This is a genomic window from Paracoccus marcusii (genome assembly GCF_006151785.1).
In the GTDB taxonomy this organism is placed as follows: domain Bacteria; phylum Pseudomonadota; class Alphaproteobacteria; order Rhodobacterales; family Rhodobacteraceae; genus Paracoccus; species Paracoccus marcusii.
This window is the reverse complement of record NZ_VDDD01000001.1, coordinates 64,522-76,966: the sequence shown is the minus strand read 5'-3', so window position 1 is coordinate 76,966 and position 12,445 is coordinate 64,522. Positions and strand designations below refer to the sequence as shown.

The window sequence follows — 12,445 nt, the reverse complement described above, 5'->3', positions numbered from 1 at the left end:
GCAGGCTGCCCTCGATTCGCGACATCTCGATGAAAGGGACATCTCATGCTGCTCGCACGCGACCGCATCGCCGAACAAAGCCTTGGCGCCAAGATCGGACTGACCCTGGCCGCCGCCGCGCTGATCGCGCTTGGCGCCAAGGTGCAGGTGCCGTTCTGGCCGGTGCCGATGACGCTGCAGACGCTGGCTGTGCTGGTCATCGCCGCCGGTCTGGGGCCGCGCCTCGGCCTGGCCGCGATGGGGGCCTACATGGCGGCGGGACTGGCGGGGCTGCCGGTCTTTGCCGGTTCGCCGGAACGCGGGCTGGGCCTGGCCTATCTTGCGGGGCCTACCACCGGCTTTCTGATCGGCATGGCCCTGTCCATGATCGTGACCGGCGCGCTGGCGCAGGGCCGCGGCCTGGGCATGCGGGCGGTGGCGATGCTGGCCGGAACCGTGGCGATCTATGTGCCCGGCCTGATCTGGCTGTCGGCCTTCGTGCCGGCCGACCGGCTGCTGGCCGTGGGCGTCGCACCCTTCATCCTGGGCGACATGGTCAAGATCGCCTTGGGCGCGCTGGCCCTGCAGGCGGTCACCCGCCGCGGTTGAATCAGACCGCCGAATGACCGCGACGGGGCCCCATGCGGGCCCCGTTTCGCATGGTGACCCCGCGTCCGCCCCGCCATCGGGGCTTTTCCCCTGCCCCGCCCGCGCCCAGACTGCGCCCAAGCCAGCAGGAGGAGCAGCGCTTGACCCCCACCACCCTGACACCCGACACCATCGCCCGCATCGAGGACAGCTTTCGCGACCAAGGCCTGATGCGCCATCTTGGCGCCGAAATCGCCGCCATTCGCCCCGCCGAGGTCACGCTGCGCCTGCCCTTCCGGCCGGAACTGACCCAGCAGATGGGATATTTTCATGCCGGCGCGACCACGGCCTTGGCCGACAGCGCCGGGGGCTATGCCGCGCTGACGCTGTTCCCCCAGGGCGACGACGTGCTGACGACCGAATTCAAGCTGAACCTGCTGAACCCCGCGCAGGGCGACTGGCTGGAGGCCATCGGCCGGGTCGTCAAGGCGGGGCGGACGCTGACCGTGTGCCAGCTGGACGTCCATGCGGTCGACGGATCCGCGCGGACCCATGTCGCGACCGGGCTGCAGACGCTGATCTGCGTCCGGGGCCGCGCCCCCGTGACACCGCCCGGCCGTTAGCGTAAACCGCGACCAAACTATCCGCAGGAGGACGGCGATGGCGCAGGCAGAAATCGGGCTGATCGGGCTTGGGACGATGGGGGCCGCCTTGGCCCTGAACATCGCCGAAAAGGGCTTTCCCATCGCCGTGTGGAACCGCACGACCGAGGTCACGCACCGCTTTGCTGCCCAGGCCGGCGATCTGGCCCCCCGCGTGATCCCGACGGATTCCCTGCAGGCTTTGGTCCAGGCCATCGCGCCGCCGCGCGCGATCATCCTGATGGTCCCGGCGGGACAGGCGGTCGACGATCAGCTGCAGGCGCTGGCGCCGCTGCTGGACGCCGACGATCTGGTGATCGACGCGGGCAATGCGGATTTTCACGACACCAACCGCCGCGCCGCGGCCGGCCTGCCCTTCCGGTTCCTGGGCATGGGCGTGTCCGGCGGAGAGGAGGGCGCACGCCACGGCCCCGCGATCATGGGCGGCGGCGACGCCGCGGACTGGGACCGCGTGGCGCATGTGATGACCGCCATTTCCGCCAAGGCGGATGACGGCACCCCCTGTGCCGCACGGATGGGCGACGCGGGCGCGGGGCATTTCGTCAAGATGGTCCATAACGGCATCGAATATGCCGACATGCAGATGATCGCCGAGGCCTATGGCCTGATGCGCGACGGGCTGACGCTAGAGGCCCCGGCGATCTCCGATATCTTCGCCGACTGGAACCGCGGCACGCTGTCCAGCTACCTGATCGAGATCTCGGCCAAGGTCACCGCGGCGCGGGACCCGCATACCGGGGCCGCGATGCCCGACGTGATCCTGGACCGCGCCGGCCAGAAGGGCACCGGCCGCTGGACCGCCATCGAGGCGCAGCACCTGTCCGCGCCCATCCCGGTGATCGAGGCTGCGGTGATGGCCCGCAACGTCAGCGCGCGCCTGGATGAACGGCAGGCGGGCCAGGCCCGCTTCGGGGCCGCCCCCGGTGCGGTCGACCTGACGCCCGACGATCTGGAACAGGCGCTGATCGCGGGCAAGATCCTGTGCTATGCCCAAGGCTTCACGATGATCGCGGGCGCCTCGGAACGGTTCGGCTGGACGCTGGACCTGCCGGAGATCGCACGTGTCTGGCGGGCGGGGTGCATCATCCGGTCGACCATGCTGAACGACATGGCCGACGCGCTGGCGGACGATCCGGCCCGCAACCTGATCATGGCGCCGTTCTTCGCCGACCTGATCGAAGGCGCCCTGCCGGGTCTGCGCCGGGTGGTGTCGCAGGGGATCGCCGCGGGCCACGCCCTGCCCGCCCTGGCATCCGGGCTGATGTGGTTTGACATGATGCGCACCGCGCGCGGCACCGCGAACATGATCCAGGCGCAGCGCGACTTCTTCGGTGCCCACGGCTTCCAGCGGTTGGACGGGATCGACGATCCGCACGGCCCCTGGGGCAGCGCGACCTGATCAGCCGCGCGGGCGGCTGATGTCGCCCAGGGTCAGCAGCGGCGATGCATCGATGCCTTGCGCGTTCAGCATCGCCGCGACGCGTTCCAGCGATGCGACCAGCATCGCCTGTTCCCAATCCTGCAGGGCCTGGAAACCGGTCACGAAATGCTGCTGCAGCGCGTCGGGCGCATTGCGCAGCGCGTCCAGCCCGGCATCCGTCAGGATCACGTGCAGCTGCCTGCGGTCGGTGCTGGACCGCTGACGCTGCGTCAGGCCCAGCTTGTCCAGCTGATCGACAAGCGCCGTCACAGTCGCTTGGCTGACGCCCATCTGGGTCGACAGCTGGGTCGGCATGGCGGACCGCGTCCCGGTTCCGGCAAGGATCTGCAGGACGCGCAGCTTGGCAGGGGTCAGCTTGGCGGCCTGGGCAAGGTCGCGTTCATAATGTTCGGTGGCGCGCAGGATCCGCCGCAGCGCGATCAGCGCGGCGTCGGTACGCGGAATGGCGGGCGGCTGGCTCATGCCCTCCTGTATGCCATCAGCGCGCGGAACAGGGCAATATGGCATGCTTTCGGAACCTGATATTTCGGCAGGCGAACCTCGCGGTCACGCGGCCGTGTCCAAATATCACGCTAGCGTAAGGTCTTAGACGAATTCCCGCGTATTTTCCACGCCAAGGTTGCAACCAAGGCGCGTTTTGACTAGTTAGAGGGTCGAAGCAATTGAGGATCCGCCGCCCATGCCCAAAGACGTGCAAGAACTCGAACGCCCCCGCCAGCTGACGCTGCGCAAGCCCGACCCGACCGACGGCGCCGCCATCTGGGAGCTGGTCCGGGTCTGCAAGCCGCTGGACGAGAATTCGATGTATTGCAATCTGGTGCAGGCCGAGCATTTCCGCGACACCTGCGTCGTGGCCCTGCTGGACGACCAGATCGTGGGCTGGATCTCGGGGCACATGATCCCGAACGAGGACGCGCTTTTCGTGTGGCAGGTAGCTGTCGGACCGGATGCGCGCGGTCTGGGATTGGCCCGCAAGATGCTGACGCATCTGGTGGAACGCGATGAATGCGCCGATGCGCAGCGGCTGAACACGACGATCACCCGCGACAACGACGCGTCATGGGCGCTGTTCCGCAGCTTTGCCCGCCAGCAGGGCGGGCGGCTGACCGACGATCCTCACTATACCCGCCACGATCATTTCGACGGACGGCACGCGACCGAGCATATGGTCACGATCACCCTGCCCCGTCACGCCGATCAGGCCCGCGCCGCCTGATCCCTTTGCCCGTCGAAGCATTCAGACTGACGCACATGATGCGAAAGGACTTCCCATGCCCAAAGACATGACCGCCACCATGCCCGGAACCGCCATCTTCGAACGCCGCGAAAGCGCGGCCCGATCCTATTGCCGGGGGATACCCACGGTCTTCACCAAGGCCAGCGGATCGGTGATGACCGGGGCGGACGGACGCGACTACATCGACTTTCTGGCCGGTTGCTCGTCGCTGAACTATGGCCACAATGATCCGGACATGAAGTCCGCGCTGATCGACCACATCGCGGGTGACGGGATCGCCCATGGCCTAGATCTGCACACCACGACCAAGGCTGCGTTCCTTGACGCCTTCGAGCGTCACATCCTGACGCCGCGCGGCATGGATCATCGCGTGATGTTCACCGGCCCCACCGGTGCCAACGCAGTCGAGGCGGCGATGAAGATTGCCCGCAAGTCGACCGGTCGTACCAATGTCGTGGCCTTCACCAACGGCTTTCATGGCGTGACGATGGGCGCACTGGCCGCGACCGGCAACGGATACCACCGCGGCGGCGCCGGGATGGAGACGCAGGGCGTCACCCGCGTGCCGTTTGACGGCTATGCCGACGGGCTGGACAGCGCGGCCTTGCTGGACCAGATGCTGTCGGACAATTCGGGCGGCATCGACGCCCCCGCCGCCATCATGCTGGAGGCCGTGCAGGGCGAAGGCGGCCTGAACGCCGCGTCCGCCGAATTCGTACGCACCATCGCGGACATTGCAAAGCGCCACGGCGCGCTGCTGATCATGGACGACATCCAGGCAGGCTGTGGCCGCACCGGCAAGTTCTTCTCGTTCGAGGAGATGGGCGTGATGCCCGACCTGGTGCCGCTAGCAAAGTCGATCTCTGGCTTTGGCCTGCCGCTGGCGATGGTTCTGGTGCGCCCGGAACATGACGTCTTCGGTCCGGCCGAACACAACGGCACGTTCCGCGGCAACACCCATGCCTTCGTGACCGCCCGCGTGGCGATCGAGAAGTTCTGGTCCGACGACGCGTTCGAGGCCGACCTGGCGCGGCGCGCCGACCTGATCCAGACCCGGCTGACCGAACTGGCCGAACTGGTGCCCGGCGCCTATCTGAAGGGTCGCGGCCTGATGCGCGGCGTCGACGTCGGATCGGGCGATCTGGCGGCCGCCATTTGCAAGCGCGCCTTTGACGGCGGGCTGATCATCGAGACATCGGGTAACGAGGATCAGGTCGTCAAGGTCCTGGCCCCGCTGACCACCCCCGACACGCTGCTGTCGCGTGGCTTCGACATCCTGCTGCATGCCGCCCGCGACGTCCTTGCCACCACCAAGATTGCTGCGGAGTAATTCACATGATCGTACGTGATTTCAACAAACTGAAGGACACCGACCGTTCGGTGTCAGACGCGCAATGGAATTCGGTCCGGATGCTGCTGGCCGATGACGGGATGGGCTTTTCGTTCCACATCACCACGCTGCAGGCCGGGTCGGAGCACCAGTTCCACTACAAGCACCATTTCGAAAGCGTGTTCTGCATGCAGGGCAAGGGCTCGATCACCGATCTGGGCACCGGAGAGACGCATGAGATCACGCCCGGCGTAATGTATGCGCTGAACCTGCATGACAAGCACATCCTGCGGGCCGAGGAGACGCTGGTCATGGCCTGCTGCTTCAACCCGCCCGTCACCGGGACCGAGGTGCATCAGGAGGACGGCAGCTACGCCCCTGCCGAGACCGCGTGATGGGTCATACGGTCGAGAAGATCGGCGGCACCTCGATGTCGCGCGTGCACGAGCTGCGCGACACGGTGCTGATCGCCGACCGCGACGCGCCCTATGGCCGGATCTTCGTGGTGTCGGCCTTTGGCGGCATCACGAACCTGCTTCTGGAACACAAGAAGTCCGGAGAGCCGGGCGTCTACGCCGCCTTCGCGTCGGGCGACGGCGATCACGGCTGGCTGGCCGCGCTGGACCGTGCCAGCGAGGCGATGATCGAGGCGCATCGGGCGGTTCTGGATCATCCCGGTGATCTGGAACGCGCCGATGCCTTTGTCCGCGACCGGCTGGTCGGGGCGCGCAACTGCCTGATCGACCTGCAGCGCCTGTGCTCCTATGGCCATTTCCGGCTGGAGGAACACATGCTGCACACGCGTGAACTGCTGTCGGGACTGGGAGAGGCGCATTCCGCCTTCGTCACCACCCTGATGCTGCAGCGCGTGGGCATCCAGGCACGGTTCGTCGACCTGTCGGGATGGCGCGACACGGAACTGGTCACGCTGGAGGAGCGCATCACCGGCGCGATGGCCGGCGTCGATCCCACGACCGAAATGCCCATCGTCACGGGATACGCCCAGTGCACCGAGGGGCTGATGCGCGAATTTGACCGCGGCTATTCCGAGGTGACGTTTTCAAGGCTGGCGGCACTGACCGGCGCCCGCGAGGCAATCATCCACAAGGAGTTCCACCTGTCCTCGGCCGACCCGAACTTGGTCGGGGCGGATGCGGTGCGCAAGCTGGGTCGCACGAACTATGACGTGGCCGACCAGCTGTCGAACCTGGGGATGGAGGCGATCCACCCCAAGGCCGCCAAGACCCTGCGCCAGTCCGGCGTCCCGCTGCGCGTGACCAACGCGTTCGAGCCGCACGATCCCGGCACGCTGATCGACGACCAGCCCGCCGCCACCCCGGCGGTGGAGATCGTGACAGGCCTGAACGTCTTTGCGCTGGAACTGTTCGAACAGGACATGGTCGGCGCCAAGGGCTATGATGCGTTCATCCTGGAAGTGCTGACCCGCCACCGCGTGCGCATCGTCAGCAAGGTGTCCAACGCCAACACGATCACGCATTATGTCGACAGCAGCCTCAAGGTGCTCCGCCGCGTGGAAAAGGACCTGGCCGAACGCTATCCTTCGGCGCAGGTGTCGTCGCGGGCGGCGGCCATGGCCTCGGCCGTGGGCCGCGACCTGGAGGGCCTGGCGGTGCTCAGCCGCGGTCTGAACGCGCTGGCGGCCGCGGGGCTGGAGGCGATCGGTGCGACGCAGGGACCGCGGCCGGTGGACGTGCAGTTCATCCTGGAACGCACGGCGCTGGCGCCCGGGATCAAGGCCCTGCACGGCGCGCTGATCGAACAGACGGCGCAACCCTTGGCCAAGGTGGCCTGAGGCACAAAACGAAACGGGCGGCCGCAAGGGCCGCCCGTTCGCATTCTGAATGGCGCAATCAGCGCGCCATCGCTTCGCCGGTCGTCGGATCGACACGCATCTCGACCTCGCGATTGTCCTGGGTGCGGTATTCGACCTCGTAATAGCCATCGTCGTCCCACTGGATATCCTCGATATAGCCCAGCTCTGCGGACAGGTCGGTCTCCATCTTGGCGACGATCTCGGACAGGGCCATCGCATCGGCCGGCGGGGCACCGCGCATGGCCTCCTGCGCCATCAGCGCGGTGGGCGACAGGATCAGGGCGGCGGCGGTCAGGGTGCGGAAGGTCATCGTTCTCTCCGGTTGTGGGTCTGCGGTCAAACCCGCACCCAAGGCCCGTGGTTCCGACCCCTTGCCGCATCCCTGCCGATGACCTATATCGATGCTGTCGGAAGCAATTCCGACTATGGACATAAACGCGCTCGTAATAAGCGGATCGGACCCGGGGGCGGTACCCGGCGGCTCCACCAAACAACCCTTCATTGGGGGCGAATGGGGCCGAAACAGGATCGACGAACGTCTAAAGGGGTTATGCTTTGTCTCGGTGAGCTACTACCGTTATCGGTGCAAAACGTACAGTTGCCAATGACAACCGTGCTCCGGTCGCGCTGGCTGCGTAAGCAGTCCGCAAGATCGAAACCTAAGCCCTTGCGCCTAGCAGCGTAAGGCGGGGCCCGCAGGAGCCTGGCAACAGAATCCTGCACCTTATCCCCCCTGATATTTTTGAACCGCCCTGTCCGGTATTCAGCGTTCCTTAACGCGCGGGGTCTATTGCTGCGCTTGTCCGCCTTTGCCATGCGAAAGGATCAAGCGGTGACACACCCCGATTCCCACGACACGATCCACCTGCAGGACAGGCTGGACTTTTTGGGCCTGGACGCCCCGGCGCAGGCCCGGCTCAGGGCCCTGGCCCCCCGGATCGCGGCCAGCGTCGGCCCTGCCCTGTCCGAATTCTACACCAAGATCGCGTCGACCCCCGTCCTGCGCCGATATTTCACCGACAATGCCCATACCGAACGCGCCAGAAGCAGCCAGGCCCAGCACTGGGCCCGTATCGCATCCGGAGAGTTCGGCGCCGACTATGCGCTGTCAGTCCGCCGCATCGGCGCGGTGCATGCACGGATCGGGCTGGAGCCGCGCTGGTACATCGGCGGCTATGGCCTTGTGCTGGACTATGTGATCCGCGACATGCTGGGCGAACGCCGCACCTGGACCGCCGCCAGCCGCAAGCGCCTGGCCGATGACATCTCGGTCCTGATGCGGGCGTCCCTGCTGGACATCGACCTGTCGATCTCGACCTATCTGGACCAGATCGACGGTCGCCGCAAAGAGGTCGAGGATGCCCAGCAACGTGCCTTTGAGGCCCTGTCGGGCGCCCTTGGCCGTCTGGCCGAAGGCGATCTGACCACCCGGCTGGACCCGGAACTGTCGGCCCGCACCCGCTTCAACGAAACGGTCGAACAGCTGGCCAACATCATCGGATCGGTGCGCCATTCCGCCGGCCAGATCGGCAACGGCACAGGAGAGATCGCGGCGGCCTCCGACGATCTTGCGCGCCGCACCGAACAGCAGGCGGCCAGCCTGGAGGAAACCGCCGCCGCGCTGAACGAGATGACCGAGGCCGTGCGCGATTCCGCTACGCGCAGCCGCCAAGCGGAGGAGATGGCCGCCCGCGCCCGCCAGGTCGCCGCGCATGGCAGCCAGATCATGGATCAGACACGCACTGCGATGGACGACGTCTCCTCCAGCGCCGGAGAGATGGGCCAGATCATCGGCGTGATCAGCGAGATCGCCTTCCAGACCAACCTGCTGGCCCTGAACGCCGGCGTCGAGGCAGCCCGCGCCGGTGAGGCCGGCCGCGGCTTTGCCGTCGTCGCCGCCGAGGTCCGCGCCCTGGCCCAACGATCGGCCGAGGCGGTGCGCACCATCCAGACACTGATCGACCGCAGCGTCCAGCAGACGACACATGGCGTGTCGCTGGTCGGCGCGACGCACCAAGCGCTGTCCGACATCATCCTTGTCTTCAACGAGATCGAGGGGATCGTGACCGAGATGTCCTCCACCGCCCAACGCCAGTCGCTGAGCATCTCCGAGATCAACAGCGCGGTCCGGTACCTGGACGACGTGACCCAGCAGAACGCCGCGATGGTCGAGGAAGCCAACGCCACCAGCACCCTGCTGAACGCAGAGGTCAAGGACCTGACACGCATCGTCAGCAGCTTCACGATGGCGGCCCCCCGCCCGCAGGTGCATCAGCAGACCTACCGCCAGGCCGTCTAACCTCGCGCCGCGCGCCCCAACAGGGCGCGCGGTTCAGTCATCCCGCCGCACGCCGATCCAGATCACGTGCCGCGATCCGCGCCCTGACCCGCCGGCGCGCACCCCGTGCGTGCTGACGGCAAAGCCGCACCCGGCCAGGCGCCGTTCGAACGCGGCGTCCGGCTCTGCCGACCAGACGGCCAGCACACCGCCGGGCGACAGCGCGCGCCGTGCCGCCTGCAGACCGGCCATCCCGTACAGCGCATCGTTCCCGGTCCGCGTCAGCCCGTCGGGACCGTTGTCGACATCCAGCAGGATCGCGTCGAACGCCGTCGTGGCCTGACGGATCTGCGCGCCGACATCGCCGATCCGCACCTGAACCCGCGGGTCGGACAGGCAGCCTGCAAAGACCGCCGCCATGTGCTGCGTCGCCCATCCGACCAGTTCGGGCACGATCTCGGCCACGATCAGCCGGGCCTGGGGGCTGGCCACGGCCTGGGCCGCGCGCAGGGTGAACCCCATGCCCAGCCCGCCGATCAGCACGCGCGGCGCGGGCCGGTCGGCCAGCCGGTCCAGCGCAAGCGTCGCCAAAGCCTCCTCGGACCCACCAAGACGGCTGTTCATCAGCTCGTTTCCGCCCTGCAGCCTGATCGAGAATTCGTCGCCCCGCCGCATCAGCCGCAGCGTGTCGCCATCCGGCGCGATCGCGCTGGCCAGTTGCACCCAAGGCAGCATGCCGATGTCCCATTCTGCGTAACCCGGTCCTGATCTAGCCGATCGGGGCCGTGCCGGAAAGGCACTTGGGCATGGCCGCATTGCCAAACCCGCGCCGACAGGATCGGCGCGGGTCGGACATGGTGCAGGTCGCTTCGGTCAGAACTCGAACATCTGGCCTTCGCCGCGGCCACCCACGACACGCAGGGGGACCGGTTCGACCACGGGAAGCGGCGCCGATGCACGTGTGCGGACCACCTCGGGCCGGCTGGTGCCGCTGCCGATCCGGAACCCGGCGATCTCGCGGATCAGATCCTCGGACCGCTGCTGCAGCGATGCGGCGGCGGCGTTGGCCTGTTCGGCCACTGCGGCGTTCTGCTGGGTTACCTGATCCAGCTGGTTCACGCCCGTGTTCACCTCGGCCAAGCCGATCGCCTGTTCGTTGGCGGCAAGCGAGATCGCGGTGATCTGTTCCGACACCTCATGCGCCTTGGACAGGATCTGACCAAGGCTGTCGCCCGTCCGCCCCACAAGGGCGGACCCCGCCTTGACCTGCGATGCGGACTGCGAAATCAGCGACTTGATCTCCCGCGCGGAATCCGAGGCGCGCTGTGCAAGGCCCCGCACCTCGGAGGCCACGACCGCAAAGCCGCGGCCGGCCTCTCCGGCACGGGCGGCCTCGACGCCCGCGTTCAGCGCCAACAGGTTGGTCTGGAACGCGATGTCATCGATGACACCGATGATGCGGGTGATCTGGTCGGACGACGCCTCGATTCCGCGCATGGCGGTCACGGCGTCGCGCACGACTTCGGCGCTGGTTTCGGCGATGTCGCGGTTCTGACGGCTGGCCTGCTCGGCATTGCGCGCGCGTTCGGCGGTCGAGGTGACGCTGGCGTTCATCTGGTTCAGGGCCGCAGCGGACTGCTCCAGCGTAGCGGCCTGCGTCTCGGCCCGGGAGGCCAGGTCCTGCGCGGCCGAGGTGATCTCGCTTGCGCCACCCCGGACCTGATCGGCGACGTCGGTGATGCGGTTGATGGTGCCGGTCAGGTTCGACACGACGCTGTTGAACGCCTCTCTCAGCCCGTCATAGCCGGCCGGGAACGGGTCCGACGGCGGGTTCGGGATCTGCTGTGTCAGGTCCCCCTGCGCCAGCCTATTCAGCCCGGCACCGATGTCGCGCACGACCCGGGCCTGCTGGCGGGCCTCGATATCGCGGGCGGCGGCAGCCTCGTTCTCAAGGCGGCGGGCCTCGTCGGCCAAGGTGCGCGCCTCGACCGCGTTCTGGCGAAAGATCGCCAGGGCCTGGGCCAGCTGTGCCAGCTCGTTGCGACCCTCGGTTCCGCGGATCTCGACGTCCAGATCGCCCCGCGCCAACCGGTTGGTCTGGTCGACCGTCACCGCCAGGCGACGCCCCAGATCACGCGAGATCCATGCGGCAATGACTGCGCCGATCACGATCGTGGCCGCGACCCCTGCCAGCAGTGACATCACCGTGGCATCCATCACCGCCGCTGCCTCCTCCTCCAGCCGGGCAAGGCTGGACATGGCGTCGTCGCGGATCCGTTCGACGGCGGCCAAGACCTCGATCTCGGTCAGCGACAGCGTCGCCAGATGGTCGCGCACGACCAGCTCCAGCGTCCGGCTCTGCTGCGCCATCGACCAGTATTCGTCGATACCGGACAGCGTGGTTGCCAGCAGGGTACGCGCGTCATCGCCCATCACGCGGGGCTGCAGATCGGACAAGGCCTGCCGTGACCTTTGGAAGGGCGCGGCCGCGTCGTCGAAATCCTTCACGGCGCTGCCTTCCAGAAAGCGGTCGATGCGCACACGCGCGACCAGGAATTCGTTGGCGGCCTGCAGCGCGGCATAAGCCGCATCGCGATCACCACGCTGCTGGTACAGGGTCTGCAGCTGTTCCATGTTGCGACGGTGGGTGATGCCCAGCTCGCGCATCTGTGCCGTCAGCGCGGACAGCGGCTGGAAGCTGTCGAACAACTGGTCGGCCTCGGTCACATGCCGCTCCTTCAGGGCGACCAAGGCCCCGGCATGCGGGCTCCCCAAGGCCTGCGCCTTTTCCGCCAGCACCATGACCGAGGTCATGCCGTCCTGCACCCGCTGACGATCCGCATCCGAGGCCGAAACCATGAAATCGTCCAGCGCCAGACCGGCCTGGGCCACGCCGAAATTGATGTCCGCCGCCGCCAGCGCAAGCACCTCGGCATCATGGGCCTGGGCGTCGATGGCCTGCAACCGGTCCATCCGGTTCCAGGTAAAGCCGGCAAGCACCGCCAGCATCAGCAGGATCAGGCCAAAGCCTGCCGCGATGCGCGTCGCGATGCGGGTATTCTTCATCATCATGTCTTTCTCCGGAACGGGGATGGC

At 67.2% G+C, this 12,445-nt stretch carries 12 protein-coding genes and 1 other RNA gene; 9 read left to right on the top strand and 4 right to left on the bottom strand.

The features are described from left to right. Window positions 1–45: 45 nt before the first annotated feature. The 3 genes from FHD68_RS00370 to gndA all read left to right on the top strand — a co-directional run bounded on the left by FHD68_RS00370 (window position 46) and on the right by gndA (window position 2,628). On the top strand, window positions 46–588 hold the full coding sequence (locus FHD68_RS00370) for a biotin transporter BioY (RefSeq protein WP_045998856.1): 543 nt from the start codon (window positions 46–48) through the stop codon (window positions 586–588). Window positions 589–728: 140 nt separating this feature from the next. Beyond that, on the top strand, window positions 729–1,190 hold the full coding sequence (locus FHD68_RS00365; protein WP_341872744.1) for a PaaI family thioesterase: 462 nt from the start codon (window positions 729–731) through the stop codon (window positions 1,188–1,190). Between the two features lie 37 nt (window positions 1,191–1,227). Then, window positions 1,228–2,628, top strand: coding sequence for an NADP-dependent phosphogluconate dehydrogenase (gene gndA / locus FHD68_RS00360; RefSeq protein WP_127898841.1), 1,401 nt, complete (start codon window positions 1,228–1,230; stop codon window positions 2,626–2,628). Here gndA and FHD68_RS00355 read toward each other — a convergent pair whose 3' ends face one another. Further along, on the bottom strand, window positions 2,629–3,132 hold the full coding sequence (locus tag FHD68_RS00355; RefSeq protein ID WP_139084946.1) for a MarR family winged helix-turn-helix transcriptional regulator: 504 nt from the start codon (window positions 3,130–3,132) through the stop codon (window positions 2,629–2,631). A gap of 217 nt (window positions 3,133–3,349) precedes the next feature. Here FHD68_RS00355 and ectA point away from each other — a divergent pair, with 217 nt between their 5' ends. The 4 genes from ectA to FHD68_RS00335 are packed head-to-tail and all read left to right on the top strand — an operon-like array spanning window position 3,350 to window position 7,050. Then, window positions 3,350–3,886 (top strand): diaminobutyrate acetyltransferase, encoded by a 537-nt coding sequence (gene ectA / locus FHD68_RS00350; RefSeq protein WP_127898843.1) that lies wholly within the window; start codon window positions 3,350–3,352, stop codon window positions 3,884–3,886. A 55-nt stretch (window positions 3,887–3,941) separates the two neighbouring features. Then, complete coding sequence (gene ectB, locus FHD68_RS00345) at window positions 3,942–5,237, top strand: diaminobutyrate--2-oxoglutarate transaminase (RefSeq protein WP_127898844.1); 1,296 nt, start codon at window positions 3,942–3,944, stop codon at window positions 5,235–5,237. Between the two features lie 5 nt (window positions 5,238–5,242). Then, the gene (locus tag FHD68_RS00340; protein ID WP_127898845.1) at window positions 5,243–5,632 is read left to right on the top strand and encodes an ectoine synthase; all 390 of its coding nucleotides are present in this window, start codon (window positions 5,243–5,245) and stop codon (window positions 5,630–5,632) included. After that, the gene (locus tag FHD68_RS00335) at window positions 5,632–7,050 is read left to right on the top strand and encodes an aspartate kinase (protein ID WP_127898846.1); all 1,419 of its coding nucleotides are present in this window, start codon (window positions 5,632–5,634) and stop codon (window positions 7,048–7,050) included. Before FHD68_RS00340 ends, FHD68_RS00335 begins: the two co-directional genes overlap by 1 nt. Window positions 7,051–7,108: 58 nt before the next feature. Here FHD68_RS00335 and FHD68_RS00330 read toward each other — a convergent pair whose 3' ends face one another. Next, the gene (locus FHD68_RS00330) at window positions 7,109–7,381 is read right to left on the bottom strand and encodes a PepSY domain-containing protein (RefSeq protein WP_084693624.1); all 273 of its coding nucleotides are present in this window, start codon (window positions 7,379–7,381) and stop codon (window positions 7,109–7,111) included. Between the two features lie 57 nt (window positions 7,382–7,438). Here FHD68_RS00330 and ssrA point away from each other — a divergent pair. Both ssrA and FHD68_RS00320 read left to right on the top strand, forming a co-directional pair. Beyond that, window positions 7,439–7,795: a transfer-messenger RNA gene (ssrA, locus tag FHD68_RS00325) on the top strand. A gap of 108 nt (window positions 7,796–7,903) precedes the next feature. Beyond that, entirely contained in the window at window positions 7,904–9,370 is a 1,467-nt protein-coding gene (locus tag FHD68_RS00320; RefSeq protein WP_240542433.1) for a methyl-accepting chemotaxis protein, read from the top strand. Between the two features lie 33 nt (window positions 9,371–9,403). Here FHD68_RS00320 and FHD68_RS00315 read toward each other — a convergent pair whose 3' ends face one another. Together FHD68_RS00315 and FHD68_RS19440 are read right to left on the bottom strand one after the other, a co-directional pair. Then, window positions 9,404–10,084 (bottom strand): spermidine synthase, encoded by a 681-nt coding sequence (locus tag FHD68_RS00315; protein ID WP_127898849.1) that lies wholly within the window; start codon window positions 10,082–10,084, stop codon window positions 9,404–9,406. Window positions 10,085–10,222: 138 nt separating this feature from the next. Beyond that, a complete protein-coding gene (locus FHD68_RS19440) occupies window positions 10,223–12,421 on the bottom strand; it encodes a methyl-accepting chemotaxis protein (RefSeq protein WP_240542434.1) in 2,199 nt (732 codons plus the stop codon). Between the last annotated feature and the right edge of the window lie 24 nt (window positions 12,422–12,445).

Bases quoted from the DNA above. Each gene is read 5' to 3' on its own strand.
- FHD68_RS00340 (WP_127898845.1), top strand. From the start codon at position 5,243: ATGATCGTACGTGATTTCAACAAACTGAAGGACACCGACCGTTCGGTG.
- FHD68_RS00330 (WP_084693624.1), bottom strand. From the start codon at position 7,381: ATGACCTTCCGCACCCTGACCGCCGCCGCCCTGATCCTGTCGCCCACC.
- FHD68_RS00355 (WP_139084946.1), bottom strand. From the start codon at position 3,132: ATGAGCCAGCCGCCCGCCATTCCGCGTACCGACGCCGCGCTGATCGCG.
- ectB (WP_127898844.1), top strand. From the start codon at position 3,942: ATGCCCAAAGACATGACCGCCACCATGCCCGGAACCGCCATCTTCGAA.
- FHD68_RS00370 (WP_045998856.1), top strand. From the start codon at position 46: ATGCTGCTCGCACGCGACCGCATCGCCGAACAAAGCCTTGGCGCCAAG.
- ectA (WP_127898843.1), top strand. From the start codon at position 3,350: ATGCCCAAAGACGTGCAAGAACTCGAACGCCCCCGCCAGCTGACGCTG.
- FHD68_RS00335 (WP_127898846.1), top strand. From the start codon at position 5,632: ATGGGTCATACGGTCGAGAAGATCGGCGGCACCTCGATGTCGCGCGTG.
- gndA (WP_127898841.1), top strand. From the start codon at position 1,228: ATGGCGCAGGCAGAAATCGGGCTGATCGGGCTTGGGACGATGGGGGCC.
- FHD68_RS00315 (WP_127898849.1), bottom strand. From the start codon at position 10,084: ATGCTGCCTTGGGTGCAACTGGCCAGCGCGATCGCGCCGGATGGCGAC.
- FHD68_RS19440 (WP_240542434.1), bottom strand. From the start codon at position 12,421: ATGATGATGAAGAATACCCGCATCGCGACGCGCATCGCGGCAGGCTTT.